Source organism: Streptomyces sp. TRD_SC_5 (assembly GCF_056836825.1).
This window is the reverse complement of sequence record NZ_JBWZZS010000001.1, coordinates 5,431,085-5,457,286: the sequence shown is the minus strand read 5'-3', so window position 1 is coordinate 5,457,286 and position 26,202 is coordinate 5,431,085. Positions and strand designations below refer to the sequence as shown.

At 68.2% G+C, this 26,202-nt stretch carries 24 protein-coding genes; 12 read left to right on the top strand and 12 right to left on the bottom strand.

Annotated elements, in window-relative coordinates; genetic code table 11:
- Positions 1–4 precede the first annotated feature (4 nt).
- The gene (locus tag AC1P0E_RS25140) at positions 5–343 is read right to left on the bottom strand and encodes a hypothetical protein (protein ID WP_482744384.1); all 339 of its coding nucleotides are present in this window, start codon (positions 341–343) and stop codon (positions 5–7) included.
- Between the two features lie 467 nt (positions 344–810).
- Between AC1P0E_RS25140 and AC1P0E_RS25135 the strand changes: the two genes are divergently transcribed.
- The 4 genes from AC1P0E_RS25135 (at position 811) to AC1P0E_RS25120 (ending at position 3,690) form a co-directional block, all read left to right on the top strand.
- Entirely contained in the window at positions 811–1,113 is a 303-nt protein-coding gene (locus AC1P0E_RS25135) for a WXG100 family type VII secretion target (protein WP_482744383.1), read from the top strand.
- Positions 1,110–2,483, top strand: a complete 1,374-nt coding sequence (locus AC1P0E_RS25130) for a putative T7SS-secreted protein (RefSeq protein WP_482744382.1) — start codon at positions 1,110–1,112, stop codon at positions 2,481–2,483. The genes AC1P0E_RS25135 and AC1P0E_RS25130 overlap by 4 nt, the downstream gene beginning before the upstream one ends.
- A 359-nt stretch (positions 2,484–2,842) precedes the next feature.
- Positions 2,843–3,013, top strand: coding sequence for a hypothetical protein (locus tag AC1P0E_RS25125; protein ID WP_482744381.1), 171 nt, complete (start codon positions 2,843–2,845; stop codon positions 3,011–3,013).
- Positions 3,010–3,690, top strand: a complete 681-nt coding sequence (locus tag AC1P0E_RS25120; protein ID WP_482744380.1) for a hypothetical protein — start codon at positions 3,010–3,012, stop codon at positions 3,688–3,690. The genes AC1P0E_RS25125 and AC1P0E_RS25120 overlap by 4 nt, the downstream gene beginning before the upstream one ends.
- Positions 3,691–3,912: 222 nt before the next feature.
- Here AC1P0E_RS25120 and AC1P0E_RS25115 read toward each other — a convergent pair whose 3' ends face one another.
- The 10 genes from AC1P0E_RS25115 to eccB form a co-directional block, all read right to left on the bottom strand.
- Positions 3,913–4,059: a DUF397 domain-containing protein gene (locus tag AC1P0E_RS25115; RefSeq protein ID WP_482744379.1), complete on the bottom strand. Its 147-nt coding sequence runs from the start codon at positions 4,057–4,059 to the stop codon at positions 3,913–3,915.
- Positions 4,060–4,789: 730 nt separating this feature from the next.
- Positions 4,790–5,203, bottom strand: coding sequence for a hypothetical protein (locus AC1P0E_RS25110; protein ID WP_482744378.1), 414 nt, complete (start codon positions 5,201–5,203; stop codon positions 4,790–4,792).
- A gap of 31 nt (positions 5,204–5,234) precedes the next feature.
- Positions 5,235–6,545, bottom strand: a complete 1,311-nt coding sequence (locus tag AC1P0E_RS25105; protein WP_482744377.1) for a S8 family serine peptidase — start codon at positions 6,543–6,545, stop codon at positions 5,235–5,237.
- Between the two features lie 206 nt (positions 6,546–6,751).
- Complete coding sequence (locus AC1P0E_RS25100) at positions 6,752–8,098, bottom strand: S8 family serine peptidase (protein ID WP_482744376.1); 1,347 nt, start codon at positions 8,096–8,098, stop codon at positions 6,752–6,754.
- An 89-nt stretch (positions 8,099–8,187) separates the two neighbouring features.
- On the bottom strand, positions 8,188–9,723 hold the full coding sequence (locus tag AC1P0E_RS25095; protein WP_482744375.1) for a WXG100 family type VII secretion target: 1,536 nt from the start codon (positions 9,721–9,723) through the stop codon (positions 8,188–8,190).
- 43 nt (positions 9,724–9,766) lie between these two features.
- Positions 9,767–10,111, bottom strand: a complete 345-nt coding sequence (locus AC1P0E_RS25090) for a hypothetical protein (protein ID WP_482744374.1) — start codon at positions 10,109–10,111, stop codon at positions 9,767–9,769.
- 25 nt (positions 10,112–10,136) lie between these two features.
- A complete protein-coding gene (gene mycP / locus AC1P0E_RS25085) occupies positions 10,137–11,324 on the bottom strand; it encodes a type VII secretion-associated serine protease mycosin (RefSeq protein WP_482744373.1) in 1,188 nt (395 codons plus the stop codon).
- Positions 11,325–11,569: 245 nt separating this feature from the next.
- Positions 11,570–11,854, bottom strand: coding sequence for a WXG100 family type VII secretion target (locus AC1P0E_RS25080; RefSeq protein ID WP_482744372.1), 285 nt, complete (start codon positions 11,852–11,854; stop codon positions 11,570–11,572).
- A gap of 48 nt (positions 11,855–11,902) precedes the next feature.
- Entirely contained in the window at positions 11,903–12,214 is a 312-nt protein-coding gene (locus AC1P0E_RS25075; protein ID WP_482744371.1) for a WXG100 family type VII secretion target, read from the bottom strand.
- 205 nt (positions 12,215–12,419) lie between these two features.
- Positions 12,420–13,997 (bottom strand): type VII secretion protein EccB, encoded by a 1,578-nt coding sequence (eccB, locus tag AC1P0E_RS25070; RefSeq protein ID WP_482744370.1) that lies wholly within the window; start codon positions 13,995–13,997, stop codon positions 12,420–12,422.
- Positions 13,998–14,309: 312 nt separating this feature from the next.
- Here eccB and eccE point away from each other — a divergent pair, with 312 nt between their 5' ends.
- The 4 genes from eccE to AC1P0E_RS25050 all read left to right on the top strand — a co-directional run bounded on the left by eccE (position 14,310) and on the right by AC1P0E_RS25050 (position 19,923).
- On the top strand, positions 14,310–15,659 hold the full coding sequence (gene eccE / locus AC1P0E_RS25065) for a type VII secretion protein EccE (protein ID WP_482744369.1): 1,350 nt from the start codon (positions 14,310–14,312) through the stop codon (positions 15,657–15,659).
- A complete protein-coding gene (locus tag AC1P0E_RS25060) occupies positions 15,659–16,501 on the top strand; it encodes a hypothetical protein (RefSeq protein ID WP_482744368.1) in 843 nt (280 codons plus the stop codon). The genes eccE and AC1P0E_RS25060 overlap by 1 nt, the downstream gene beginning before the upstream one ends.
- 216 nt (positions 16,502–16,717) lie before the next feature.
- Positions 16,718–19,570 carry an SCO5717 family growth-regulating ATPase gene (locus AC1P0E_RS25055; RefSeq protein ID WP_482744367.1) on the top strand — a complete coding sequence of 951 codons (2,853 nt, stop codon included), beginning with the start codon at positions 16,718–16,720 and terminating at the stop codon, positions 19,568–19,570.
- Positions 19,571–19,689: 119 nt separating this feature from the next.
- Positions 19,690–19,923, top strand: coding sequence for a DUF397 domain-containing protein (locus AC1P0E_RS25050; RefSeq protein ID WP_482744366.1), 234 nt, complete (start codon positions 19,690–19,692; stop codon positions 19,921–19,923).
- A gap of 81 nt (positions 19,924–20,004) precedes the next feature.
- On the opposite strand, the gene AC1P0E_RS25045 is transcribed toward AC1P0E_RS25050, so the two are convergent.
- Positions 20,005–20,652 carry a hypothetical protein gene (locus tag AC1P0E_RS25045; RefSeq protein ID WP_482744365.1) on the bottom strand — a complete coding sequence of 216 codons (648 nt, stop codon included), beginning with the start codon at positions 20,650–20,652 and terminating at the stop codon, positions 20,005–20,007.
- 309 nt (positions 20,653–20,961) lie between these two features.
- Between AC1P0E_RS25045 and AC1P0E_RS25040 the strand changes: the two genes are divergently transcribed.
- The 4 genes from AC1P0E_RS25040 to AC1P0E_RS25025 are packed head-to-tail and all read left to right on the top strand — an operon-like array spanning position 20,962 to position 25,783.
- The gene (locus tag AC1P0E_RS25040; protein ID WP_482744364.1) at positions 20,962–22,806 is read left to right on the top strand and encodes an ABC transporter substrate-binding protein; all 1,845 of its coding nucleotides are present in this window, start codon (positions 20,962–20,964) and stop codon (positions 22,804–22,806) included.
- 3 nt (positions 22,807–22,809) lie between these two features.
- Positions 22,810–23,880 carry an ABC transporter permease gene (locus tag AC1P0E_RS25035; RefSeq protein WP_482744363.1) on the top strand — a complete coding sequence of 357 codons (1,071 nt, stop codon included), beginning with the start codon at positions 22,810–22,812 and terminating at the stop codon, positions 23,878–23,880.
- Positions 23,877–24,794, top strand: coding sequence for an ABC transporter permease (locus AC1P0E_RS25030; RefSeq protein ID WP_482744362.1), 918 nt, complete (start codon positions 23,877–23,879; stop codon positions 24,792–24,794). Before AC1P0E_RS25035 ends, AC1P0E_RS25030 begins: the two co-directional genes overlap by 4 nt.
- On the top strand, positions 24,791–25,783 hold the full coding sequence (locus AC1P0E_RS25025; protein ID WP_482744361.1) for an ABC transporter ATP-binding protein: 993 nt from the start codon (positions 24,791–24,793) through the stop codon (positions 25,781–25,783). Before AC1P0E_RS25030 ends, AC1P0E_RS25025 begins: the two co-directional genes overlap by 4 nt.
- Positions 25,784–26,202: the final 419 nt, after the last annotated feature.

Below are 26,202 nucleotides of genomic sequence, written 5' to 3'. Positions count from 1 at the left end.
CCACTCACTTCTTGCCCCCGTCACCCTTCTTGCCGAAAAGTACGGCGACGCCCTCATCGGTGAGTTCGGTGTTGCGGTTGACCTTTCTCAGCGCATCGGCGACGGCATCCAGGTACTGATGCAGGCCATTCATGGCCTCGGCGGCATCCGTGGAGTATTCGACGTAGGTGGTTCTCAGCTCATCCGATTCCGTCAGGAAGCCGAAGCCGTCAGAGATGGCTTCTTCTCCCGTTTGGTCCATGAATTTCTTCAGATGCGCCCGTAAATCGTAAGCTTGGAGTTCAAACTTTCGAGCAAGCTTCCTGCCCGCATCCTGTGCGTAAAATGGCGCGTCGTCAGCCACTTTCGACTCTCATTCGTATCGGTGGTGCACCGTGCAAAGCACTTGCGACCCACCTGTCGACCCTGCCCGCGGGGAACTCCCACGGGTACCGGACCAACGATCAACACACCGCGTAGGACATGGTCTTGTCCTACTGACTCCGCTACGGAAGCGCGGGTGCGTACGCTGCCGCCGGGCAAGAGCAGCGCATCGAGCGGGCGCCCGCCCACTGCGACCTCTCCCCCGCCGGCTGACGACCAACTGTCCCGACTGCCCACGAGCCGTAAAACCTACGGAGGACCACGCTACCGCTCAGGGGACTCACGCCCGGCGCTGAGTACGTCATGGACGTTGGGGATGGCCGGCTGATGTGCTGTGAAGGTTTGGCGAACGGGCAGGACCCCCTTGCGGGCCCCCAGGCACCTGCTGATTAGCGTCTGCCCAGGATTTTTCACTGCCATTTACGAGACAACGGGGAGCACCGCGCGATGGGGGCAGGCTTCAAGGTCGAGATTGGCGAGCTCGACGGGCTCGTCAGGGAGCTTCACCGGAGCCAGGAGGAGATGCGCGCGGCGTTGAACGCGCTGCGTGACACTGGCCCGAAGACCACAGGCAGCAAGGAACTCGACAACGCCTGCGATGAGTTCCACGACAGCTGGGACGACGCGATCAAGAAGATCGCCGATGGTACGCAGACCATCGAGGACAAGCTCAAGCAGACCCGTGACGTCTACCGGGATGTCGATGCGGCCATCCGGGACGGTTTCGCTGGGACGGCGGGCCGGAAGTGAGCGACAAGTACCCTTCCCTCGGTTTCGACCCGGCGCCGGGTGACGTGGGCAACGTGGGGACGCTCGCGGCCCGTACCAAGAAGGCGGCGACCGCGCTCGACACCGCGCAGAACAGCATCAAACGACTTACCGGGAACGTGAGTTGGGCCGGAGATGCCGCCTCCGCGTTCTCGAAGAAGGTCGGCGAGCTGCCGCGCTACCTGAAGGACAGCCAGGAAGCGATGCAGACCGCGTCGTCGGAGCTGTCGAAGTGGCGCGAGGGGCTCACTCACTACCAGAGCACGGCCCGTACGTACGAGGTCCGGGCCAAGGAAGCCAAAGGCAAGGTGGCTTCGGCGGAGAAGGCCAACGACGCCGCGGCCGGCCGCTACAACCAGGCCGCTGCCGACCCCGCGTTCCGGCTCAGCGGCCAGGTCTTCACGGGCCCCGCGCTACAGGATGCCCAGGCGAAGGTCGACGCGGCGAACGCGCGACTGAAGCAGGCGGACGGTGAACTCTCTTCCGCGTCCGCGCAGTTGGAACAGGCGCAGCGCGAGCTCGAGGAGATCATCAAGCGGGCCGAGCAGTTGCTGGAGGACCACCAGGCCGAGGCCCGCGGGATCGCGGGGCACATACGCAAGGCGACGGACGGCGCCCCCGATCCGGGGTTCTGGGAGCGGCTCGGCGACAAGTTCAAGGAGATCGGGCACGCGATCCAGGAGTGGTGCGCCCGGCACAAGGACCTGCTCAAGAAGATCGGCGACTGGCTGGGCAACATCTCCGCCGTGCTCGGCATCCTGGCGCTGCTGACGCTGTGGTGTCCGCCGTTGTCCGGCGCACTCGCGCTGGCGAGTGCGGGGTTCTCGGCGGGAGCGCTGCTCTCGCACGGGGCGGCGAAGCTCGGTGGAGCCGACGTCGGCCTGATGGATCTCGCCGGTGACGCCATCGGCATCATCCCGGGAGCGGCGTTCGCCAAGACGGCGATCACCGGCTCGGTGAAGGTGGTCACGACGGCCGGGCGCAGCGTCGATGAGGCCATGCATGCCGCCCGCATCGCCGACGCGGGCTTCGACACGGTCAAGGGCCCTGCCTACAAACTCTTCAGCAGAACCGAGCAGATCGGTGACGTCATCGCGTCGGACGGCCACCGGTTCAAGCTCGCCTGGGAGCATTCAGTGGCCAAGAACCTCGGAGCGAGCATGACCGAGAGGGGGCTGAGCGAGGCTGTTGAACGTATTCCCGGACTGAGGAACATCGATTCTTTGCGTTCGGCCTTCCGTGTCGACGGGTCGCTTGACCCCACCTCGTGGTGGTCGAAGGGTCCTCTGCTCGCCTCCCAGGTACCCAGCACCGCAAGCGACATCTACGACAGCGTCACAGGACAACGATGATGACGAACTCCCCCACCGGTGCCCCGGCACTTCCGGTACTTCCGGTACTTCCGGTACTTCCCCGATCGGCGCTGCTTCTCTGGTTCGTCGTTCAGTGGGTCGTCATTCCCCTCGAAGTTCTGGCACGTATCGCGTTCACGGCCGTCAAGATCCTTGGGGACGCTGTCTCCAGCGACGGGACCGATCCTCGCTGTGCCATCGCGCGGGCGACTTCGCTGAGCAGCCTGCGGTTCCAGATGTCGCGTGACCCGGCAAAGCGGCGAGCACACCTTGAGCGGAAGGTCGCTGAATTGGCCCAAGAACTCCGCACTCAGCGCTTCACTCTCGCTACCTCGGTCTTCCACGCCCCCAGGTGGAACGTGCGGAGGGGAAGCAAAGGGCTCACCCTCCACGCCCGCGACTACCGGGGCATCCCGAAGGGCGTCATCGAGCAGGTCATCGCCTCGCACGGACTGCGCTGCGGGAGCGAGGGCGGCATCGGAAAGTCTCTGCGTATCTTCGAAGGACAGCTGTGGTCGGAACTGACATGAACCCCTCTGCCGAGCCGGAATTGCATCTCGACATACCCGGTGGATTCCACTCCCTGGGCCTCGACCTCGACGCCCAGGGCCAGGTGGATCAGCTCTGGAGCATCGCCAAGGAGATCTGGCCGGCCGGGACCGACTTCCAACGCGAGGTCGCCTTCCACTCGTACCGCGAAATGGCCGACCACGCCTTCGCCGAGAACTCTTTCTACGCAGGCTTCTGCCTGGACGAGGCACCGGACGGCCGCCTCACCACCGCGTCGCTGCTTGCCCGCCTCGACCCGCTGGACGAGCCGGATGCCGAACTCTCGGCGCGCGGCCTTTTCGAGGCGCTCTCCGCGAATGAGAACAACACGGTCGAGCAAGTCCGTGTACCGGCGGGACCCGGCGTGCTCGTGCTGTGCGGGCTGGAATGGCAGGCGGACACGGAGGACGACACGGCGCCGTTCCTGCCCCTGGCGCGGGCCGATGTCTACCTCCCGCTCCCTCGCATGGGCCGGCTCCTCGTCATGAGCCTCACCACGCCGTCCCTGCCCGATCTCCCCTTCTACGTCTCACTGTTGTCGAAGTCCGCCCACGACCTCACTGTTTCGAGCGGCGCAGAGCCTTCCCCCTCCGGCCCGGAAACCAGCGGCGAGAGGAGAGCCACCATCTCCGACCAGGTCAGGGCTGACTTCGGGTAGTGGGCACACAGGCGACGCCCGTACGGCGAACATGCCGGTGCCGGAGCCTCAGCGTCGTCCGGGAGACGGTTCGCGCCGCGGGGACTTTACCCCCGAGCCTTGGACACCCGAGACACAAGATCTTGAAGGCCCCGGAGCGCTTCAACACGTGCTCGACGTCAGGCGCCCCGTGCAGGTTCGCCACCCGAGTGCCCCTCGGGACTGAAATGCCCGCCATGCGGCTCAGCTGAAGCGAAGTGTCTTGCCGTCCGGTGCCTTGGAGCCCCGTTTGGCGACGGCACCGGGAATGTTCGTGGCGACCTCGACGCACTCGCCGAAAGTCGTTTTGAGCGAGCGCGTTCCGCGCGACCCGGTCGAAGGTGACCGCATGGTGCGCAGTGTCCTGCTCGCTCTCCAGCCGCAGGATAGACAAGGGGGTACCGAGGTGGACCACGTCCACAGCACTGGACTCCCCGAGTGACGTGACCGTGAAGGCCCCCGCCATGCTCGCGTGGGCGCCGGCCCTACGCGAGGAACACGACTGCACCGACACCGGGGGCGATGACCGACCCTCCGTTCTGATGTCGGTCCCATGCCCCCCACGCCGCGATGACCGCCAGGGCGTACAAGGCCACGGCTCGGTCCCAGGAGAAGTTGAAGCGGGAGGCCGGTACCAAGTGGCTAGCCGGTCCCTGCGGTTCCCTTGACGACGGAACCCAGGACTGGCCCTGCCAGTCCAGCATCGCGCCGCCTGCCCGCTGGAAGCTGCCGGTGGCCTCGCCCAGGGTCTTCGGCAGTTCGCGGACCTTAGCGGTGAAGGCATCGGCGGCGGTACCCGACCATCCGCCTGAGCCGCCGACGATGCTGGTGAGAACATCGTCGGCCGCCTTCAGCTTGGCGTACGTCCCGTTGACGTCCTGCGCAAGGGTGGCGACGGCGGCCGGGGAACCGGGGGACCGGGGAAAGGATCAAACCCAACGCGGGGTAGCCCTCGACGGTCGTGGTCCCAGGGGCAGCCAAGGTTCACTCCAGGTGGCACATTTCGGGGTGAAAAGAGCAGCAGGGGCGTCGACGCCTGCCGGTGTGGGGCCAAGTTCCACCGGAGAACTCGTCGCGGCTGTCAGCCGAAGTCGTCGGCCATGCTGCGGCTCTGCCCACGCGCATCTGCATCCCCGCCCGTGCCGCCGGACGCAGTGGGCCCGCTCGAACCCCTTGCGCCACCGACCGTCCCACCGCCAGAGCCGAACGACTCCCCAATACGGCGCTCGGCTTCGGCATAGTTCTGCGCGGTCTGCTGCAAACCACCGCGGATCGCGTCGGTAAACTTGGAGAGCTGGCCAATGCCGTACTTCCACGCGTCCCGGAACTCGCCGCAGCGCTCCTCGAGTCCGGCGTGACCCACGTCGCGCACGGAGGCTTGCTCCAACCGGTATCCGGCGGACTTCATCTCCGTAGTGCAATCCTCCAGATGCCCAGCAAGCTGGCTGAGCTGCTGGGCGTCCACACGGAACGTCCCGGGAAGGGATTCGGACATGGTTCGCCTCCGGGGTTGCCTAACGCCGTAACTAGCGGTTGTACGGGTTGGGATTCTGTGGCGCCTGCCCCGGAGGGGCGGGGTACGGCTGTTGAGCAGTCGTGTACGGGGACTGATTCGGGTAGCCCGCGCCTGGAGGTCCACCGGGGCCGGGGCCACCGTTGCCACGGTTTCCGCGGCTTCGAAGTACGGCGAAGACGATGCCGCCGATGACTACGACGGCCGCGATGCCTGCACCGATGGTGATGAGCGTGCCGGAGGAAGAACTGTCCGACGGTTGTGCTGGCTTGTTGTCGTCTTCCTCTGCAGTTCCGCTGGACTTTGACGAGGCGTCGGACGGTGAGGCCTTCCCGAGCGGCCCTTCTTTGGGGCCGGCAGGGATGTCCATCGTTAGCGCCGAGTACGGGCGGATCGCACCGTAGCCGTACTCGTCGTCCGGGACCTTCTTGACCTTGTGGTCGAGGAAGGTCGCCGACTTGATGAGGCGGTTGATGACCTGGCCTGCTGTGAGGTCGGGGAACTTGGAGCGGACCAGCGCTACTGCGGCTGATACGTAGGCCGTCGCGTTCGATGTGCTGGTGGAAGTCGAATAGCCGCTGGGAATAGTCGGATCAGCTGCCACATGCTCCCCGCCCGGGGCCATAAGAACGAGGCCAGAGCCATAGTTCGAGTAATCCCACCGCTTCTGAGATTCGTCGACAGCACCGACAGCCACTACGCCCGGGAGTCGGGCAGGGAGGCCCACGTGTCTCATCGCGTCATTTCCAGCGCCAGCCACTACTACAACGTCGTGCTCCTGAGCGTACGCAATTGCTTCCGCGCCCTTCGATTGCGGACCTGCCGCGGTATCTACGAACGACAGGTTGACCACTTTGGCCCCCTGATCGACCGCATAGCGAAGTGCATCCGCCCAGCGTTCGATCACATAGTCGTCGTCCCCTGTGCGTGCAATTCGTACCGGAAGAATCTTAGCCTTGGGGGCCAAGCCCATCACGCCCGCAGTGTTTCCGGCCCCATGCCCGTGTCCAGCAATGAGGCTCGCCATGCGCGTGCCATGGCCGCCGGTGTCCGACTGCGGGTCGGAGCCACCGTCGGTGGCGTCCTTCCCTTTCAGCACTTGCCCGGTCAGGTCAGGGTGACTGCCTTCAACGCCAGTGTCGAGGACAGCGACCGTGACTCCCTGCCCTTGAGATTCAGCCCACACTGCCTTCGCGTCGAACGCATCCAAAACCCACTGCTTGTCCCGGATGTAATCCGCCGAGGCAGTAGGAGCCGAAGTGAGGAGCAGGGCCCCTGTCAGCGCCACGACTCCCGCCGTGGACCAGACCCGGTTGGCTGTCAAATCCTCGCTCCTCACTCCGCCACGACTGGATACCCCAGCGTTGCACGCCACTCGTCAGCGACTTTTCACTCACCGATGCCAGGGCACAGAGCCTCAGCCACTAGCTATCTGACCGCTGCTCACTCGGGCTGAACAGTTACCTCGCAAATTTGCCAGGAAGGAAGCTGACCCGGCAGATTCTGGGCGCACACATGAGAGGGCCGGGCTTACTGGCCTTGCGTTGGAGGCTGTTGGACGTACGGGTTGGGGTTTTGTGAGGCTTGGCCGGGATGTGAGGGGTACTGCTGGCCGGGCGCCGCGTGGAAATTCGGCTGGTGGGCCGTCGGGTACGGGGGCTGGCTCGGGTAGCCCATGCCCTGGGGAGAAGTTCCGCCGCCGGGACCGCCGTTATTGCGGTTGCTGCGGCTGCGGATGACTGCGAAGACGATACCGCCGATTACGACTACGGCTACGATGCCGGCGACTACGAGGATGCCGCTGGAGGAGGACTTATTCTTCTTGGCCTGGTTCGTGGTGCTGTCGTCGCCCTGCGATGCGCTGCCGGCCTTCGAGGACGTGGACGACGGGGCCTGCGCGAGGGGGCCCTCCTTGGGGCCCTTGGGGATGTCCATCGTGAGCGCTGAACCGGGGCGTGCGATCCCGTAGCCGTACTGACGGTCGGGAACCTCGCTGACCTCGTTCTTGAGGAATGAGGCGGACTTGATCAGGCGGTTAATGACCTGGCCTGCGGTCAAGTCCGGGTACTTCGATCGGACTAGGGCTGCGATTGCCGAAACGTAGGCGGTTGAGTCAGAGGTGCCACTCGATTCGGCGTAGCCACGCTGACTCGGAGGATCTGCTCGCGGGATCTTCGCTCCCGGAGCGGCGAGCGTTACCCCGTTGCCGGAGTTTGCCTTATCCCAGAGACTTAGGGATTCATCTACTGCCGTCACAGCAACCACTCCCGGAAGGGCAGCGGGATACTTGACGGCTCCTCCGTCGTTCCCTACACCGGCTACGACTACGACGTCATTTTGCTGCGCATATGTAATTGCCTTGGCACCCTTCGTTCCCGGGGACGCGCCGGGGTCATTAAAGGAAAGGTTAATTACCTTGGCACCCTGATCTACTGCGTAACGCACACCCTCAGGCCAAGTTGAATCCATCTCCTCGCCCTTGAAAGCCTTGACTGGCAAGATTTTCACCTTCGGCGCGAGACCCATCACTCCAAGAGAGTTGTTCAGTCCATGCCCATGCCCAGCAATGAGACTGGCCATCCCTGTGCCGTGACCGTAGTTGTCTTGGTGAGGGTCACTGCTCTCCCTGGAGAAGTCCTTTCCTTCCAGCACTTGTCCAGTCAAGTCCGGGTGATTGACATCTACACCTGAATCGACAACAGCAACAGTGACGCCTTCCCCTTGAGACATCGACCAGACCCTCTCCGCGTCATAAACCGTCAGCGGCCACTGCTTGTCTCGCACCTGATCGGCCGAGGCAACGGGGGCTGAAGTGAGGAGCAAGGCTCCTGTCAGCGTCACGACTCCCGCCGTGGACCAGACTCGCTTGACACCCATTCCTTGCTCCTCACTCAACTACGACTGGTGACGCCAGCCTTCATACAGGCGAGCCGCACGAATAAGCCGTGCGGCTCGCTCGTGTGTGCCTACTCGATGTTGCGCGGCACGTTCCGGTTGCGGTCCTCTTCCGAGATCCAGGTCTCTTCGTCCTCGACAAGGTAGTCGGGACGCTCGCCCCGCTCATTCTCCTCGCCGGGGCGACGGCCGTTGCGACCGCCCATGCCTCCAGCTCCAGCCATCCCACCCGCCATACCGCCGCGGCTACCGTGCAGGCCCGCGCCGCCACCGGCTCCCTTGGCGGTGATGCCCTGGGCCGCCCCGACTACGCCGCCGCGAGCCTTGGCAAGGGCCCCACGGCCACCGGTACCGGCGCCACCACGGCCGGCCGCGCCAGCTCCGGCGCCACCGCCCATGCCGCCCATGCCGGGTCGGCCTCCGGCGCTACGGCCCGTGGCTCCGGCGCCACTCGGGCTACCGCCTCGACCACCAGCAACGGGACTGATCCCGCCCCGGGCGCCGGCCGGGCGAGCACCTCCTCCGGAGCCCCCGGGGACCATGAGGCCAGGGGGGGTGGCTCCTCCGCCGCCACCGCCACCGCCGCCACCGCCGACGGGCCCCGGGCTGAGGCCCGGTCCTGTCAGACCGGGCTTGATGCTGTCAACGTTCGTCCCGGTCGTCGGCGGGAGCTGGGAGCCCCCTGTAATTCCCTTGGCACGGGGAACCTGCGGAGCCGTACCGATCCTGCTGGTCCCACCAGCGCTCCAGGGTTTGGGGGCAGCACCTGCCGCACCGGGGCCACTGCCCGCAGGAGCCGGCATTGAGATCGGCGGCGGCATGGGAACGTTCGGGCTCGGCGGGGCGTAGGGATCCCCAGGGTTCTTCTCATCGGTGGCCGGACGCGCATAAGCCTTGTAGTTGACTGCCAGCTGCTCCATGACCGCAACAGCTTCCAACTGCTTCTGCTTGCCCAGCGACAGTGAATCCGCGTTCGCCTTCGCCGCAGCTTCCGTGCTGGCACCGTTCTTGATGTCTTCCAGCAGCCGAGTGTCGTTCCGTTCATCGTCGAACGCTTTGTCCCAAGCCCTGTCCCAGCCGGACGGCTCCTTGATGTCCCGCATCTTCTCCCTGGATGCGCGCAGGTCCTGCTGCGCAGCATCCATCATCTGCGCGTTGCGATTGGCCCAGGCAGAGCTATTCCGGACCTTCTGGGCAAGCTTGGCCGCCTCGCGCTGGAACGCCTGAGCTGCCTCGCCCTCCCAGTGCTCCATAACGTTGTCGACGGCCGTCTGCAGCATGCCGGCGACGCTGTCCTTGGCGGACACCGAGTCCACACCACCGCTTTTGCCGTCACCATCTCCTCCGGAGAGGATGTTGTGCACCTGCTTCCAGTGCTGACTGACCTCGTAGATCCGGTCCGGATCCGCGTTCATGATCATGTCTTTCAGGGCAGGAATTCCCTGGTCCATGAGGGGCGTGTCGATCTGACTACGGTCCGGCCCCCCCTTACCTCCGTTGGGCTGCTCCTCAAGCAGCTCGTCGTGCTTCTCCTGGAGGCGCTGCTCTCGCGCCTCCTGCCCTGCCTTGATCTGCTCGGGCGTGGGGTGATAACCGCCGTACACCATCTTCGAACATCCCCTCCGTCAGTGACTGATGCCTGTAAGCCGTTTAGAACGCCGAGCCCTTGGACTCACCGGAGCCGCCACCCATGTTCTTCTCGACCGCGAGCTCCTGGTCGGCGTACTTGTCCTTGACCTTCGAGGCGCTCGTGCCGAACTTCTCAATCAAGTCGTGAAGTCCCCGGATCATGTTCTCGATCCGGACCTTCTCATCCTCGTGAGCCGAGTACAGTGCGTTCGACTCCAGGAACTTGTCACTGCCGAAGGCACTGCTAGGGATGTTCGTTTCGTACTTGGCTTTGGTCTTGGCTGACTCCATGTCGCCAAGGAGACCCAAGAGCTTCCGGATGACGTCATCCAGCGCGCTCAGATCGACCCGCACTCCGCTGCTCATACCCCGTGTCCTCTCCCCTGTTTCCTTAACCTGTCTGCCTGGCGTGCTTGTTTCGCCAGTCGCGCACCGCGATCCCGCTGCCGCTGGCCAACAGCACCAGCAGCAAGCCCACCCCCACCACGTACATGGCGATCCGGCTTTCCTGTTCCGCCTCTGTCTCGCCCATCGTTACTTCCATGGGGATCACCGCCCCCGCGCCCGGTGTCACCTGTGGGTCCGGTTCCGGGCGGGTGCCTGGGGTGGAGTCGTCCGCGAGGGCGGCTACCGGGTCCACCACTCCCCAGCCCAGGTAGCGGTTCGGGCCTCGGCCGGGGCGGTTGGCGGATTCCTGGAGGCGGGTGGTGATCTGGGTCGCCGACCAGCCCGGGTGCTTTTCCTTGAGCAGTGCCGCTACGCCCGCTACGTACGGGGCCGCGAAGCTCGTGCCGTCCGCCGTGCACTGGCCCTTCACCGGGACGGTCGAGACCATGCCGACGCCGGGGGCCGCGATGTCCACGAAGTCGCCCGCCTGCGAGAAGAACGCCCGCTCGTCGTTGCGGTCCGAGGCCGCCACCGCCAGTACGCCGGGGTACGACGCCGGGTACGTGTCGGCGGAGCTGCCGTCGGCGCCGTCGTTGCCGGAGGCCGCGACGATCAGGACGCCGGCCTCCACGGCGGCCGCCACGGTGTTCCGCAGCGGCAGGTTGTCCTTCTTGTTCGCCGTGTCCGACGAAATGTTGATGATCTCCGCGCCCTTGGCGACCGCGTCGCGGATCGCGGCGGACATCGTGCCCGAATCACCCTGCTTCTCCTCTCCCCCTGTGTAGCGGAGAGAGAGGATCTTGGCTTCCGGTGCAATGCCCGCGAAGCCGGTGCCCGGGATCTCGCGGGCCGCGATGATGCCGGCCACCCGGGTGCCGTGGCCCTCGATGTCTTCCGTGCCGTCGCCCTTGCCGACGTAGTTCTTGCCGCCCGCGGCCATCGCGCCGCGCAGCTGGGGGTTCTTGTCGTCGACGCCGGTGTCGATCACGGCGACCGTGACGCCCTGGCCGGTCGCCTGGGCGCGCAACTGGTCCAGGAGTACGCGCTGGAGCGACCACGGCGTGGACTTTATGATGTCGCCGCCGAAGGTGCACTCGGAACTCGAGGACAGGCCGAAGGACGGCTCGTCGGAGTCCGCGAGGTGGGTTGGAGTGGTCGCGGCCGACGTCGGCGGGGCTGTCGCGAGACACACCCCCGTGACCGCGAGCACGCCAAATGCCCGCTGCAGTGTGCGGGTTCCACTCGTGCGCCTACGCGGACGGGGTGTCAGGACCCCCATGTTCAGGCTCCCCAGGCATTCTTGCTTCGGTTTCGAAGCTCTAGATGAAGCTTTGGTTGAAGTTCTGGTCGCAGTTTTGGGTCTTGTAGAAGTGGGGCGGCCCAGCGGACGCGCCATGGCGTCGGCCGGGCCGGCCCATCTCGTCACCGCGGGTTGGATCAGCCCCAGGTGTTGGCGTTGCTCTTCTCAGTGGCCTGGTAGTTCTCGGCCGAGCTCTGCAGCGCCGCGGAGATCTTCATCAAGGTCTGGTGCAGGGAGGCCGCCGTCTTGTCCCACTCGCGCTGCCTGCGCTGGTAACCCTCCTGCGCCTCACCTTCCCAGGTGGTGGCGACGCGCCTTACTGCGGCCTCGCAGTCGTCAAGCTGCTGCTTGATACGACCGGCGGTGTTCTTCACGTCCGTCGACGCGTTGGTGATGGTGGCGTAATTGACGAGAATCGACATCGTTGCTCCCTTTCAGGAAGAAGACTTGGGAAGTCGGGGAAGAGTGGATCAGCCGAAGTCAGACATGATCTTGCTGACTTCAGCGTTCTGCTGCTCTTCCGACGCGGTGTAGTTGCTCCGCGTGGAGTCCACCGCTTCCTTGATGCCCTCGAGGATCTCACTCATCCTCTTCGCCTCTTCGTTCCACTTGTTCTGGAGCTCGTGGTACGACTTGGCCGCCTGGCCCTGCCAGCCGCTCGCGACCTGGTCGATCACTCCGCCGAGACGGCGGATCTCGCCCTGGATCTGACCATTCACCGTGGTGATCTGGCCCGAGAGCCTGGCCAGCTCATCTTCTGTTACCCGAAACTGCCCGGCCATGGTGAACCTTCCCCCATGTCGATGATGGTCCGGGAAGCCTGTGCCACTTCCCGGATAAGCGTCACATCAATGAGCGCTGCAACCACTCTATCGCCCGTCCGTCACACATCCACATGTGCGAGTTATCAGTTACAGAGTTCACACACGCGCGCGACGGTTGTGTGATCGACAACACCAAGTGCCGCCGCTTTTATGCCCGTTGGGCTCACTGGCTCTGCGGCTGCGCCGCGCTGCCGGTGTCCAGCGTCGGGCCCTTGGGGATGAACTCCGCCCACGGCTGCGGCACCACCGCGGACCGGGTGACCTTCTCGTATCCCAGTCGCGTGCGCGCCTTGTCGGTCTCGCTCGCCTCGCCCTCCGACGAGGACCCCGTGCCGGCCTTGTCCGCCGCGCTGTCGTTGTTCGACGGCAGCGAGTAGCGCAGGCCGGTGTCCGTCAGCAGGTACATCGCGCCGCCGCCCTGAGCCGAGCCCGTGACCTCCTGGAAGAGCAGCCCCGAGCCCGAAGAGACGTACGCGTTCAGCGAGTCGGCGATGACCTTCTTGGGGTACGTCGTCCCGGCCCAGGCCGCCAGCTTCGGCTTCAGGTCCGCTCCGATGGTGCCGCCGTAGACACTGCACGAGGTGGTACGGGCCGCTTCGGTCGCCGTCGCCACCGGGTTGGCCTGCTGCGGAACGGTCTCCGGCCAGCCCCTGTCGCCGTAGAACCCGTACTTCTGGCCGCCGTTGGCCTCGATGATGGCCGAGGTGTCGGCCTTGATGTCGGCGACCTCATCGGTTCCGTACGCCTGCGCGGCGGACGGAGAGCTCTTGAGCAGGGCGGCGACGAAAGGCGTGATCGCGGCGACCCTGTCCTTGAGTACGACGTAGTACTGATCACCCTGGGCGTCCTGCGCCTTGAGTACCCGGCCCACCGTCCCCGCCTCGGCGGGAAGCCTCTGGACCGTGGTCCGCGCCCCGTTGGACTCCACCGTCGGGAAGGTGATCTCGCCGCCCGGGTTGAGGGTCTTCAGCCACTGTGTGCTCACCGGCTGCGGCTCGGCCGCCTGCCCGATGACGGCGGCGCGCAGCTGCTGCATCCTGGTGGCGTTGAGACCCGACGAGCCGCCGAGCACGAAGGCGCTGCCCCTGCCGTCGACGAGGTATTCCGCCTTCGTCCTGGCGTCGACGACGTACAGGGCTTCGCGCGGGTCGACCTTGCCCGCGTTCGCGACCGACTTCGCGTCGTCGCCGTCGAGGACGAAGACGGCGCGGTCGATGGCGGTGTTCGAGCCGGGTGCGGGGCGCTCGCAGACCGCCCACGTCTTCGCCTTCTCGGCGTCTTCCTTGGTGGGCAGCCGGTCCGGGGCGTACGGGATGCCGAGTGTCGCGCCGTGCGGGATGCCGCTCTTGTCGATGTCCTTGCCGGGGACCTCGATGACTTTGCCCTTGCCCTTGTCCAGAAGGAGCTTGGCGGAGGCGTAGTTGAGGACGGGGTGCAGCGTCGGGACCTGCTTGCCGTTCTCGGCCTTGTCCTTGATCACGACGTAGCGCGTCGTGGAATCACTGTCGACGATGATGTGCGCACCGGGGGTGTCCCACCCCTTGGGTGCCGACGGCTTGAGCACACCCCAGGCGATGAAGCCGATCACCAGCACAACACCCACCGCCAAGCTGGGCATCACGGTGCGAATGGGGCGCGGCGCTCCCTCGTCGGAGCCTCCGGGCGAAGGTGCCAGGAACGCTGCGACAGTGCGCTTGCGAGCGAACGTATAGGCGGCGAGCTCATCCCGACGCGTTGCCATGGTCCTGGCTCTCCCGTTTGGTCGTGCGTAGTCGTGCGTATGCGTAAAGAGTGCTTCTGCCGAACAGGCCACCTACTATGCACTGCTCCACACGACCGTGATCCACCAGGTGCGCGGTCCCCGCCGCATCTTCACAGGCCTGTGCCATGTTCGTAGCCCGGCACCTGTGTCGCCCCGTGTTCATCAACGGGTACCGTGACCACTCGCACAACTGACGTGGGCAATTGTGGCCCCAGGCCCCGTCGCTGAGCTCCGCACCGACGGATCGGCACCGACGACGGCCACCACTTCGCGAAAGGGATGTCCCGGGGGATGACCAGCGCTACGAGCACTCGGCGCGGACGCCGCGCACAGCAGCAACCGGGCCGTGGCCGCAGAGCCGCCCCGGCCCCGGCTCCCGCGGCCAACAACGCGGCAAACAACGCGGCCAACAACTCCGCGGCGCCGCGCACGCTGCCCCATCCCGGCGGCTTGGGTCCGCTGCGGCTCCAGCAACTCATCCTGGTCGAGCTGGCGGCGGCCGTCATGCTGGTCGCCTGGGTCACCTCCGAGCGCTGGCTGCTCGCCCCGGCCGGCGCCGTGGCCGCGCTGCTGCTGCTCCTGGCGATCCTGCGCCGGCACCACCGGCCGCTGCCCGAGTGGTACGAGACGGCTCGCGCCCTCAAGCGCCGCCAGCGGGAGGCCAAGCTGCCCGTCCCGCCCGGTACGGATCCGCTGCTGGCCCCGACCGTGGAGTGCGATTCCGCCCTGCGGACGTACACCTTCGTCTCCCGTGACGACCGCTCGATCGGCATGATCGGCGACGGGTCGTTCCTGACCGCCGTGCTCTTCGTGCAGCCGGGCGACGAGCCGCTGCGGCCCGGGTTCGCCGGGCGGCAGCTGCCGCTCCAGCTGGTCCAGGACGCCCTGGAGGTCGACGGCATCCGGCTCGCCTCCGCGCAGGTCGTGCAGCACACCCAGCCGGCGCCCGCGCCGCATCTGCCCCAGCAGTCCGTCGCCGCACGGTCGTACGGTCCTCTCCAGGCCCACGCCGGCTCTCCCGCGCTCCGGCTCACCTGGGTCGCCCTCAAGCTCGACCCCGAACTGTGCCCCGAGGCGGTGGAGGCGCGCGGCGACGGCGTCCCCGGCACCCAGCGCGCGCTGCTGCGCGTGGCGGACCAGCTGGCGAGCAGGCTCGCCGGAGCCGGCTTCGAGGCGACCATCCTGGACGAGAGCGAGCTCGTACAGGCGCTCGCGACGTCGAGCTGCCTCAACCCGCGGGCGAACAACGCCCAGCGCGGCCAGGACGGGCGCCCGGCTCAGCGGCGTACGGTCGAGTCCGTGCGGAGCTGGCGGGTCGACGACCGGTGGCACTCCACGTACTGGATTTCCCGCTGGCCGCAGTTGGGCGACGGCGGAGTCGCGCTGCCCCGGCTCATCACGCAGTTCACCTCGCTGCCCGTACTCGCGACGACGTTCAGCATGACCCTGAGCAAGGCAGGCAACCGCGGCATCTCCGTCGCCGGGCACGTGCGCATCACCGGCCGGGGCGAGAACGAACTCGGTCAGGTCAGGCGGGAGTTGGAGCGCGCCGCGAGCGCGTCCAAGGTCGGCCTGGTGCGCCTCGACCGGGAACAGGTCCCCGGAGCACTCGCCACCCTGCCGCTCGGAGGTACGTCCTGATGTCCTACCCCACGCCGACCATGAACCCGGGCCAGCGCGGCCAGGACCCCGCCGCCCGCACACCCGCGCATGTGGCCTCGCCCACCGACACCGGCCTCATCCCGATCATCCGCCCCGAGACGCCGGAGCAGCAACGGCGCATCTTCAGCCCGGGGTTCGGGCTGCGCGGACCGCGTCGTACCCGTCATGTCGTCACCGCCGAGGAGATCGCGGCGATCAGCATGCCGATCGGCGACGACGGCGTGATCATCGGCACCGACACACAGTCCCAGCCCGCGGTGCTCGGCCTGGCCCGGCCCACCCCCTTCGACGTCGTCGTCGTGGGCGGCCTGTGGATCGCCCAGGTACTGGCGCTGCGCTCGGCCGCGACGGGCGCGCGTGTGGCCGTCGAGACCGGTCGTCCGCAGGCTTGGCAGCAGCTCGCCCAGGCGGCGGGCGGCGGTCAGCAGTGCATGACGGTCTATCCGGTGGGACGGGTGCCCGCGCAGGGCCCTTCCGTCTCCAGCCCGGTGGTGCTGATCCGCGACTGTGGCGTACGTCCGCCGCGCGGGCGGGTGACCTCACTGCCGTGGCAGGCCGTGGTGACCGTGCTGCCGTTCGTCGGCGAGCACGCGCCGCGCTGGCTGGCGCAGGCGCAGTTGGTCGGGATCCAGCGCATCTCGCCCCAGGAGACCGACGTCGTACGCGAGACACTCGGCATTCCGGCGGAGCACCTCGAGATGCTGCCGACTCTTTCCGACAACGTCGCCCTGTGGTGCACGCGCAAGCATCGCAAGTACGTCATGACCGAGCCCACGGACGCGGAGACGGGTCTGCTCGGCATGGCCCGCCGCCTGGACTGAGTGCCGTTCGCCGCGGGTCGTGGAGCGGGTGTGGGGCGGGTGGGCTCCGGGGGAACAGCGGAGCGGGTCCGCACGCAAGGGCGCTTTTCCGTACCGTGGGGCGAAAGATTAGTCTTCTGGTGATGCGGTGAACGTCGCAGCCGCGTAGGACGCGCCACCCATCCGCACGACCGCGACGACGCATTCAGCAGCAGTGGCTGACCAGGAGGCAAAGCAGTGAACAGGGATCGGTCCGAGTACGACGGCGGCGGCCAGTCCTCGGACGGGGACGACCGCGAGCTGGATCTCACCGGCGAGTTCGAAATCGTCTACGAGCCTCCTGCCTGGTACGACCAGAGCACGCGGGGTGGCTCCGCGCAGGGCGGACAGGGGAACGCCGGACCTGCGTCTCCCCCGCCGCCGACCGGACCGCCGCTGGGTCAGGGTGGCCCGGCTCAGCCGGGGCCGCCCTCGCCGCAAGGGCATGCTCAGGCGCAGCAGTACGCGCCGGGCGAGCCGCAGGCGAACCAGTACGGGACGGGTGGCTACGGGTTTCCGCAGCAGCAGGCTCCCGGCGCGCCTCAGCAGGCAGCGCCCCAGCAGGCCGGCGGTTACGGATATCCGCAGCAGGTCGCGCCGGGTAGTTACGGATACCCCCAGCAGCCCGCGCCGGCCGTCCCGCAGCAGGCCCCACCGGCCGTCCCGCAGCAGGCCGCGCCCGCTGTTCCGCAGCAGCAGGGGCAGGACCCGTCCGGCGGTTACGGGTATCCGCAGCAGCAGGCGCCTGCCCAGCCGATAGCGGCCGCCGCTCCCCAGGCCCCGGCGCCGGCTCCCGGCTTTCCCGTACTGCGTCCGGTCGACGAGGGCGCGCAGGCCGTCCCGGCCCAGGCAGTTGCCCCGGAGGCGGGCGTCCCCGAGCAGCAGGCCCCCGCTCAGCAGATCCCCGAGCCCGACTACGCCGCCGCCGATGCCGAAGCGGCAGCGCTGTTCGGTGGTGCGGACGACGAGGAACCGGCGGAGGAGCGTGCCGACGAGGCGACGGGTGGCTCCGCAACCGCGTCCGGCGCCGAGGGCGACGCCGATTCCGACTCGGCGACGGACGCGCGGGCCGAGGCTGCCGCCGGCGGTGGCGAGGCCGACGCCGCGTCCGCAGCGCTGGCGCCCGCCGCGCCCGAACCCCAGCCCGCAGCGCAGGTTCAGCCGCAGAGCGAGCCCGCGCCGCAGGCTGCGCAGGAGCTTCCGCCGCTGCCGCAGGGCTACCAGCCCGCGCAGCCGCCCGCCCAGCCCGTCCAGGGAGTACCGCAGCAGGCCGCAGCGCCGGACCCGCAGGCCGCGGCCGCGCAGGCAGCCGGATACGGCTACCCCCAGCCCTTCCCCCAGCAGCAGCCGCCGCAGCACCAGCCCCCTCAGCAGGGCGCCTTCGGCGCTGCGCAGCCGCTGCCGACGGCGCAGCAGCAGCAGCCCGTACCACAGCAGCACCCGGGGTACCCGGCGCAGGGCGGCCAGGCCGGCGCACCCGGCTACCCGCAGCAGCCCCAGCAGCAGGCGCCCCAGGCCGCGCAGCCGCAGCCGCAGCCCATGCAGCAGCAGCCGCAGCAGGTGCCCCCGCAGGGCGCGCAGCCCCAGCCCGGGCACCCGCAGCAGCCCCACCAGCCCCACCAGCAGGCGCAGCCCGGCTACAACTACCCGCCACAGCAGGCCGGTTACGGCTACCCGCAGGTCGCCCAGCCGGTACCCCCGCAGCAGGCCGCACAGCCTCAGCAGCAACCGCAGGCGCAGCCACATCAGCAGCCGCAGCAGCCGCAGGCCCAACAGCCTCAGTACCAGCAGCAGCCGCAGCAGCCGCAGCAGCACGCCCCACAACAGGCGCCCCAGCAGCAGCCCCCCGCCTACGGCTCCCAGGGCTGGACCGCCCCGGCAGGGCCGCAGGCCGGTGCCCCGCAGCAGCAGGCCGCGCCCGGCACGCCGCTCGGTTACAACGCCGCCGTCGAGCTCTCCTCCGACCGGCTGCTGCGCAACCAGCCCAAGGCCCGCAAGAACAACTCGGGCCCGTCCCGCTTCAAGCTCGGCGCCAAGAAGGAAGAGGAAGAGCGGCAGCGCAAGCTGGCGTTGATCCGTACGCCGGTGATGTCGTGCTACCGGATCGCGGTCATCAGCCTCAAGGGCGGCGTCGGCAAGACCACGACGACCATGTCGCTCGGCGCCACGCTCGCTTCCGAGCGCCAGGACAAGATCCTCGCCATCGACGCCAACCCGGACGCCGGCACCCTCGGCCGACGCGTACGGCGCGAGACCGGCGCCACCATCCGTGACCTGGTGCAGGCGATCCCGCAGCTGAACAGCTACATGGACATCCGCCGCTTCACCTCGCAGGCGCCGTCCGGACTCGAGATCATCGCCAACGACGTGGACCCGGCGGTCTCGACCACCTTCAACGACCAGGACTACCGCAGTGCGCTCGAAGTCCTGGGCAAGCAGTACCCGATCATCCTCACCGACTCCGGCACCGGGCTGCTCTACAGCGCGATGCGCGGGGTCCTGGACCTCGCCGACCAGCTGATCATCATCTCGACCCCGTCCGTGGACGGGGCGAGCAGCGCGTCGACGACCCTCGACTGGCTCTCCGCGAACGGCTTCGCCGACCTGGTCCAGCGGTCGCTCACGGTGATCTCCGGGGTCCGCGAGACGGGCAAGATGATCAAGGTCGACGACATCGTCGCGCACTTCGAGACCCGCTGTCGCGGCGTCGTCGTGGTGCCCTTCGACGAACACCTCGCGGCCGGCGCCGAGGTCGACCTGAACATGATGCGTCCCAAGACCCGGGAGGCGTACTTCCACATCGCGGCCCTCGTCGCCGAGGACATCGCCCGCACCCAGCAGGGCCAGGGCTTCGCCCCGCAACAGCAGGCCCCGCAGCAGCAGCCCCCGCAGGGTTACGCGCCGCAGCAGCACCCCGGCGCCGCGCCCCCGCCCGGCCAGGGCTGGCAGCAGCCGGGCCAGCAGCCCCCGCAGGGCCAGGGCTGGCAGCAGCAACCGCCGGCGCAGCCGCAGAACCCGCAGCAGCCCGGCCCCGGCTGGACACAGCAGTAGCACTCGGATCCATCGCTCGTGCGAGTGAGTTGCTACAAGGTGCTTATGCGCAAGGCACATCGAGTCGGCCTAAGATGCCCGAAACGACGTCCTGCCGTTCGCGAAAGGGAGTTTGACTGATGGGGAGCGCACAGGAGAAGGAAGAGCTGTATGCCCTCGACATCTCTGGCGTCGAGTGGCACAGCGCCCCCGGCACGAGCGAGAACGAGGAGCGGGTCGAGATCGCGTACCTGCCCGACGGGGCCGTCGCGATGAGGTCGTCCATGGACCCCGAGACCGTCCTGCGGTACACCGAAGCCGAGTGGCGGGCGTTCGTGCTCGGGGCGCGCGACGGTGAGTTCGACCTGACCTGAGTCGCCGGTGCCGTGACAGCACTTCGCCCCGCCGGACGTGATCCGGCGGGGCGAAGTCGGTTCCGTACGGCGCCAAGGGTGTCAGCGGCGGTTTTTACCGATGGCGTAGGCGAGTCCCCAGGCGGCTGCCGCGGCTCCCACGAGAGCCAGCACGGCGATCAGCTGCGTCACGCCGTCGCTTCCGAACCAGTTCTTGGCCGGAAAGAAGAGGTCGAACCGCACCATGTCCTCGAGCCAGCCGGAGTCGAAGGCAATGAGCACCACGCCGTTGGTGTAGCCGAAGAAGCCTCCGAGCACGGCCACGACGGCCCCGCAGATCCTGGCACCGCCGCGACTGCGGCCCACGAGGCCGACGACGGCACCGACGGCCGCTCCGTTGAGCAGGGCGTGGATCACGTACATGGCCTGCGCCGTGTTCTTCGACTGGTCTTCGAACGTGGCGTACATGACGAAGCTGTAGACGGTCGCGACGACCACGGAGACGAGCAGCCCGAGGAAGAACGCCCCAGCCGGGCTCCCGGGTGGTTTCTGCGGCTGTCCGTACGGCGCAGGGAAGGGAAAGCCGGGGTGGCCCGGCTGGCCGGCAGGGCCAGGAGGGCCGGGTTGCATCGGGAACTGCCCCGGCACGGGCGGCGGGGCGCCGAACCCCTGTGGGGGCCCCGGCGGCTGCTGGGGCACGGGTGGTGGCTGGTTGCCCGGGTTGTACTGGGGCTGCCAGGGCTGGCTCATGAAGGGGTCCCCCGAGAAGCGGATGGTGGAGCTGCCCAAATTATCAAACCGGATCACTCGCGCCCCCCGGGCGATCGCAGTCTCCGCCAGACCCTCACCAGGAGGGCGACAAGGGTGTAGACCAATGAGGGCGCGCACCGCTTCCACGACACGCGCCCCCGTCATCCGTTGCGGTATTCCCGCAGTACACACGGGGTTTCGGGCATCGTTGACGCGCCGGACCGGCGCTGATAGACCTTCGCTGCACGAGCTGGACATCAGTGCTCAACACGCCTTTTCCGAGCGAGTGATGACGCGAGGTCAAGTCCTATGGACACCACAGTTCCGCGCAGTACCCCGCCCTCCCCCCGAATCCGAACGCTGCTCGCCGTCGGAGCCGCTGCCCTGGCCCTGGCCGCCGGAGCCGCGACCCCGCTGAATCCCGCCCCCCAGGAGGCGCAGGCGGACGGGCAGCGGACGCTGACCGTCGCGGTTTCGCAGAGCGTCGACTCCCTCAGCCCGTTCCTGGCCCAGCGCCTGGTCTCCACGACCGTCCACCGGCTGATCTACGAGAACCTGACGAACTACGACGCCAAGGACAACCACGCCATCCCGGGCCTCGCCACCAAGTGGCAGCCGTCCCCGGACAAGCTGACGTGGACGTACACCATCCGTGAGAACTCCCGGTGGTCCGACGGCAAGCAGACCACCGCCGAGGATGCCGCCTGGACGTTCAACAAGATGATGACCGACGAGGGCGCGGCCACCGCGAACGGCAGCTTCGTCGCCAACTTCAAGAAGGTCACCGCCCCCAGCCCCACCCAGCTGGTCATCGAGCTGAAGAAGCCGCAGGCCACCATGGCCGCGCTCGATGTGCCGATCCTCCCCAGGCACGAGTGGGAGAAGGTCGGCGACTACTCGAAGTTCAACAACGACAAGAAGTTCCCGGTCGTCGGCAATGGTCCCTTCGTCCTCACGGACTACAAGGTCGACCAGTACGTCAAGTTCAAGCCGAACCAGAAGTTCTGGCGCGGCGCCCCGAAGTTCGACGCGCTGGTCCTGAAGTACTACAAGGACGGTGACGCGGCCGTCGCCGCGCTCCAGAAGGGTGAGGTGTCGTTCGCGTCCAACCTCACCCCCGCCCAGGCCGCATCCCTCGCCGCCTCCAAGAACATCAAGGTCAACGACGCGCCGGGCCGCCGCTTCTACGCGCTCGCCACCAACCCGGGCGCCCGGTCCAAGGACGGCAAGAAGTTCGGCGACGGCCACCCCGCGCTGCTGAATCCGAAGGTGCGCCAGGCCCTCTTCGCCGCCACCGACCGCAAGACCATCATCGACAAGGTGTTCCAGGGCCACGCCGTCGAGGGCGAGGGGTACATCCCGCCGCGCTTCTCGGCGTACCACTGGAAGCCGACGGCCGATCAGAAGATCGCGTACGACCCGGTCGAGGCGGCCGCGCTGCTCGACGAGGCGGGCTACAAGAAGAACGGCGCGGGCAAGCGCGTCGGCAAGGACGGCAAGGCGCTCGACTTCCGCATCCTGTGCCACGCCACCGACCCGAACGACAAGGCCATCGGCAAGTACATGCAGGAATGGTGGGGCGACCTCGGCATCGGGCTCAAGGTCGACTGCCTCGACAACGTCTCCGACCCCTGGCTGGCCGGCGAGTACGACCTGGCCTTCGACGGCTGGTCCGTCAACCCCGACCCCGACTTCGTCCTCTCCATCCACACGTGCGCCGCGCTGCCGTCCACGCCGAAGGACACCGGCGCGACGGACAACTTCATCTGCGACAAGAAGTTCGACGAGCTCTACGCGAAGCAGACGGCGGAGTACGACGAGGCCAAGCGCGCCGATCTCGTCAAGCAGATGCAGTCGCGGCTCTACGACACGGGTTACATGAATGTCATGGCGTACCCGAACGCGGTCGAGGCGTACCGTACCGACCAGATCAGGGCGATCACGACGATGCCCGAGTCCGGCGGCAATCTGTGGGGCCAGGACGGCTACTGGAGCTGGTGGTCCGCCGTGCCCGCCGAAGTCGACGACACCTCCGGCGGAGGCAGCTCCTCCACCGGTCTCGTCGTCGGTATCGGTGTGGCCGTCGTCCTCGTCGCGGGGCTCGGGGCCTTCGTCGCCATGCGCCGCCGTTCCACCGCGGAAGACCGTGAGTAGTACATGAGCACTGCAAGCACCGCCCCCCTCGCGGAGGGCACGGCCGACGGCCCGGTCCCGGTGAAGACCGGGCCGTCCGGCCCCCGCGCCCGCTCCGCCCGTGCCTATCTGCTGTACGTCGCCGGAAAGCTCGGCGGCGCGGCCGTCTCGCTCTTCGCCGTACTCGTCACCAGCTTCTTCCTCTTCCGGATCATCCCCGGCGACCCGGTGCGCACCATGACGCACGGCCGCCAGGTGTCGGCCGAGCAACTGGCTTCGCTTCGGCGCCAGTTCGGTCTCGACCTGCCGATGTGGCAGCAGTTCACGGAGTACTGCGCCAAGGCGCTGAGCGGTGATCTCGGCATCTCGTACCAGTTCCACGCACCGGTCGGTGAGCTGATCGTGGAGAAGCTGCCCGCGACGCTGTTGCTGACCGGCGTCGCCGTCGTCATCTACTCGGCGCTCGGCCTGTGGCTCGGCACACGCTCCGCGTGGCATCACGGCCGGCTGGGCGACAAGGTCAGCACCGGGGTGGCCCTCACCCTGTGGTCCGTGCCGTCGTTCTGGCTCGGACTGCTGCTGATCATCACCTTCTCGGTGGGCATCGGCCCGATCCCCGGCATGTTCCCGACGGGTGGCATGGAGACGGGCGGCGAGACCGGTTTCGCGTACGTCGCCGATGTCGCGCACCACATGGCGCTGCCGGTCGTCACCCTGGTCGCGGTCGGGTACGCGCAGACGCTGCTGGTCATGCGGGCCTCACTGCTCGACGAGATGGGCAGCGACTACCTGACGACGGCGCGCGCGAAGGGGCTGCGCGACGACCTGGTGCGGCGCCATCACGCCGTACCGAACGCACTCCTGCCCACCGTCACCATGGTCTTCATCAACCTCGGCCATGTGGCGGCCGGTTCGATCCTCGTCGAGACGGTCTTCTCCTGGCCGGGGCTCGGCGGGCTCTTCTACCAGGCGCTGAGCGTGCCCGATCTGCCGCTGGTGCAGGGGCTGTTCGTCGTCTTCGCCGGCGCGATGATCGTGATGAATCTCCTCGCCGACCTGCTCTATCCGCTGCTCGATCCCCGGGTGGGCCGATGACTGTTCCCGCACCTGCCGCTCAGACCGCCTCGTCCCTCGCCTGGGCGCGGCGCCGCGGCTCCGTTGTCCGGTTCTGGCGTGCGTACCGTACGCACCGGGCGGGCCTCTTCGGGCTCGGCGCCCTGGCCGTGATCGCGCTGGTGGCGCTGGCCGCGCCGCTGCTCGTCGGCGGCGACGTACAGAGTGTCACGAGCGCTCCCGGGTCGGCGCTGGAGCCGCCGAGCGGCGAATTCCCGCTCGGCACCGACCAGTTCGGGCGCTCGCTGCTGGGGCTGCTGATCTGGGGCGCGCGCATCTCGCTGACCGTGGGCCTGATGGCGGCGGCGCTGTCCGTGGCCATCGGTACGCTCGTGGGCATCCTCGCCGGACACTTCGGCGGCTGGTTCTCGACCGTGATCATGCGGATCACCGACTGGTTCCTGGTGATGCCGACGCTGGTGCTCGCGATCGTGCTGGCGACGGTGATGTCGCGCAGTGTGTGGACGGTGATCCTGGCGATCGGGGTCACGAGCTGGCCGACGACGGCGCGGCTCGTGCGGGCGCAGACGCTGGCTGTCGAGTCGCGTCCCTACATCGAACGGGCGACGGCGCTCGGCGGCGGCCACGGGCACATCATGAGCCGCCACGTCCTGCCCAACGTCATGCCACTGGTCCTCGCCCAGACCACGCTCGGCATTTCCAACGCCATCCTGACCGAGGCGACGCTCGCCTTCCTCGGCCTCGGTGACCCGGACGTGGTCTCGTGGGGCGGCATGCTCCAGGACGCGCGGGAGGCGGGCGCGGTCTCGTCGGGGCACTGGTGGTATCTGGCGCCGCCCGGCATCGCCATCGCGGCCGTCGCGCTGGCGTTCACGCTGTGCGGGCGCGCGGTGGAGTCCGTACTGAACCCGAAGCTGGGGGTGTCGACCCGATGAGCGCGTTGCTCCAGGTGAAGGACCTCCACGTGACGTACGGCGCGGGGACGCGGGCCGTACGGGGCGTGGATCTGACGCTGTCCGCCGGTCAGAAGCTCGGCATCGCGGGCGAGTCGGGCTGCGGGAAGTCGACGCTGGCGCTGGCGCTGCTGCGGCTGCTGCCGGCTTCGGCGAAGCTGAGCGGGGAGATCCTGCTCGACGGCGAGGACGTCCTCACCATGAAGTGGGGGCGGCTGCGGGCCGTACGGTGGGCGGGGGCTTCGATCGTCTTCCAGGGCGCGATGCATTCGCTGAACGCCGTGCACCGGATCGGGGAGCAGATCGCCGAGCCGGTGCTGCTGCACCAGAAGTCCACCGCGGCGGCCGCGCGGCGGCGGGCGGACGATCTGCTGGAACAGGTGGGCTTGCCGGCGGGGCGCGCGGACGCGTATCCGCACGAGCTGTCCGGCGGGCAGCGGCAGCGCGTGATGATCGCCATGGCGCTGGCGTGCGATCCGCGGCTGATCGTGGCGGACGAGCCGACGACGGCGCTGGACGTGATGATCCAGGCGCAGATTCTGCGGCTCATCGAGCAGCTGGTCGCGGACAAGGACATCAGCCTGCTGATGATCAGCCACGATCTGTCGATGCTGGCCGACACGTGCGACCGGCTCGCGGTGATGTACGCGGGGAGGGTCGTCGAGGAGGGCCCGGCGGACCAGGTCTTCACCGACGCGCGGCATCCGTACGGCCTGGCCCTCTCGGCGGCGTTCCCCCGCATCGGCGACCCGGCTTCGCGCCGGGCCCCGCGCGGTCTGCCGGGCGACCCGCCGGATCCGTCGGCGCTGCCGCCCGGCTGTACGTTCCACCCGCGCTGCCCGGTCGCGCTGGACGAGTGCGGTACGGAGGACCAGGCGCTGCGGGAGGCGGGGCCGGGACGGCGGGCGGCGTGCGTGCGGGTGGGGGCGGGGGTGCCGGCACAGGTGGCGGTGCCCGAGCCGCCGGCGTGAGGGGGCGTGCGCCGTCTCCGCTGCGCGGGGCTCTCCCCGACCCGCCCCTTCCCGCAACTGGGGCTCCGCCCCAGACTCCGCTCCTCGAACGCCGGGCGGGCTGAAGTGGCGGGGGTGGGCGCTTGGGGCTCCGCCCCAGACCCCGGTCCTCAAGCGCCGGACGGGCTGGAGGGTGCCGGGGTGGGTCACCCGAGCCGGGGGCTCCGCCCCGGCTCGAGGTGGCCGCGCTCGAGGTATCCGCACTCCAAGACTCCAGTTCAGCCACATCCAGCCCGTCCGGCGTTTGAGGACACGCGCGCATGGCGTCCGCGGTCCGGGGCTTGCCCCACCCGCGGCGGAGCCACAAATGTCACAGGGGGAAGGGGCGGGGTGGGGAACAAGCCCCGCGCAGCAGCCCCACGCACCCCACCGCACCCACA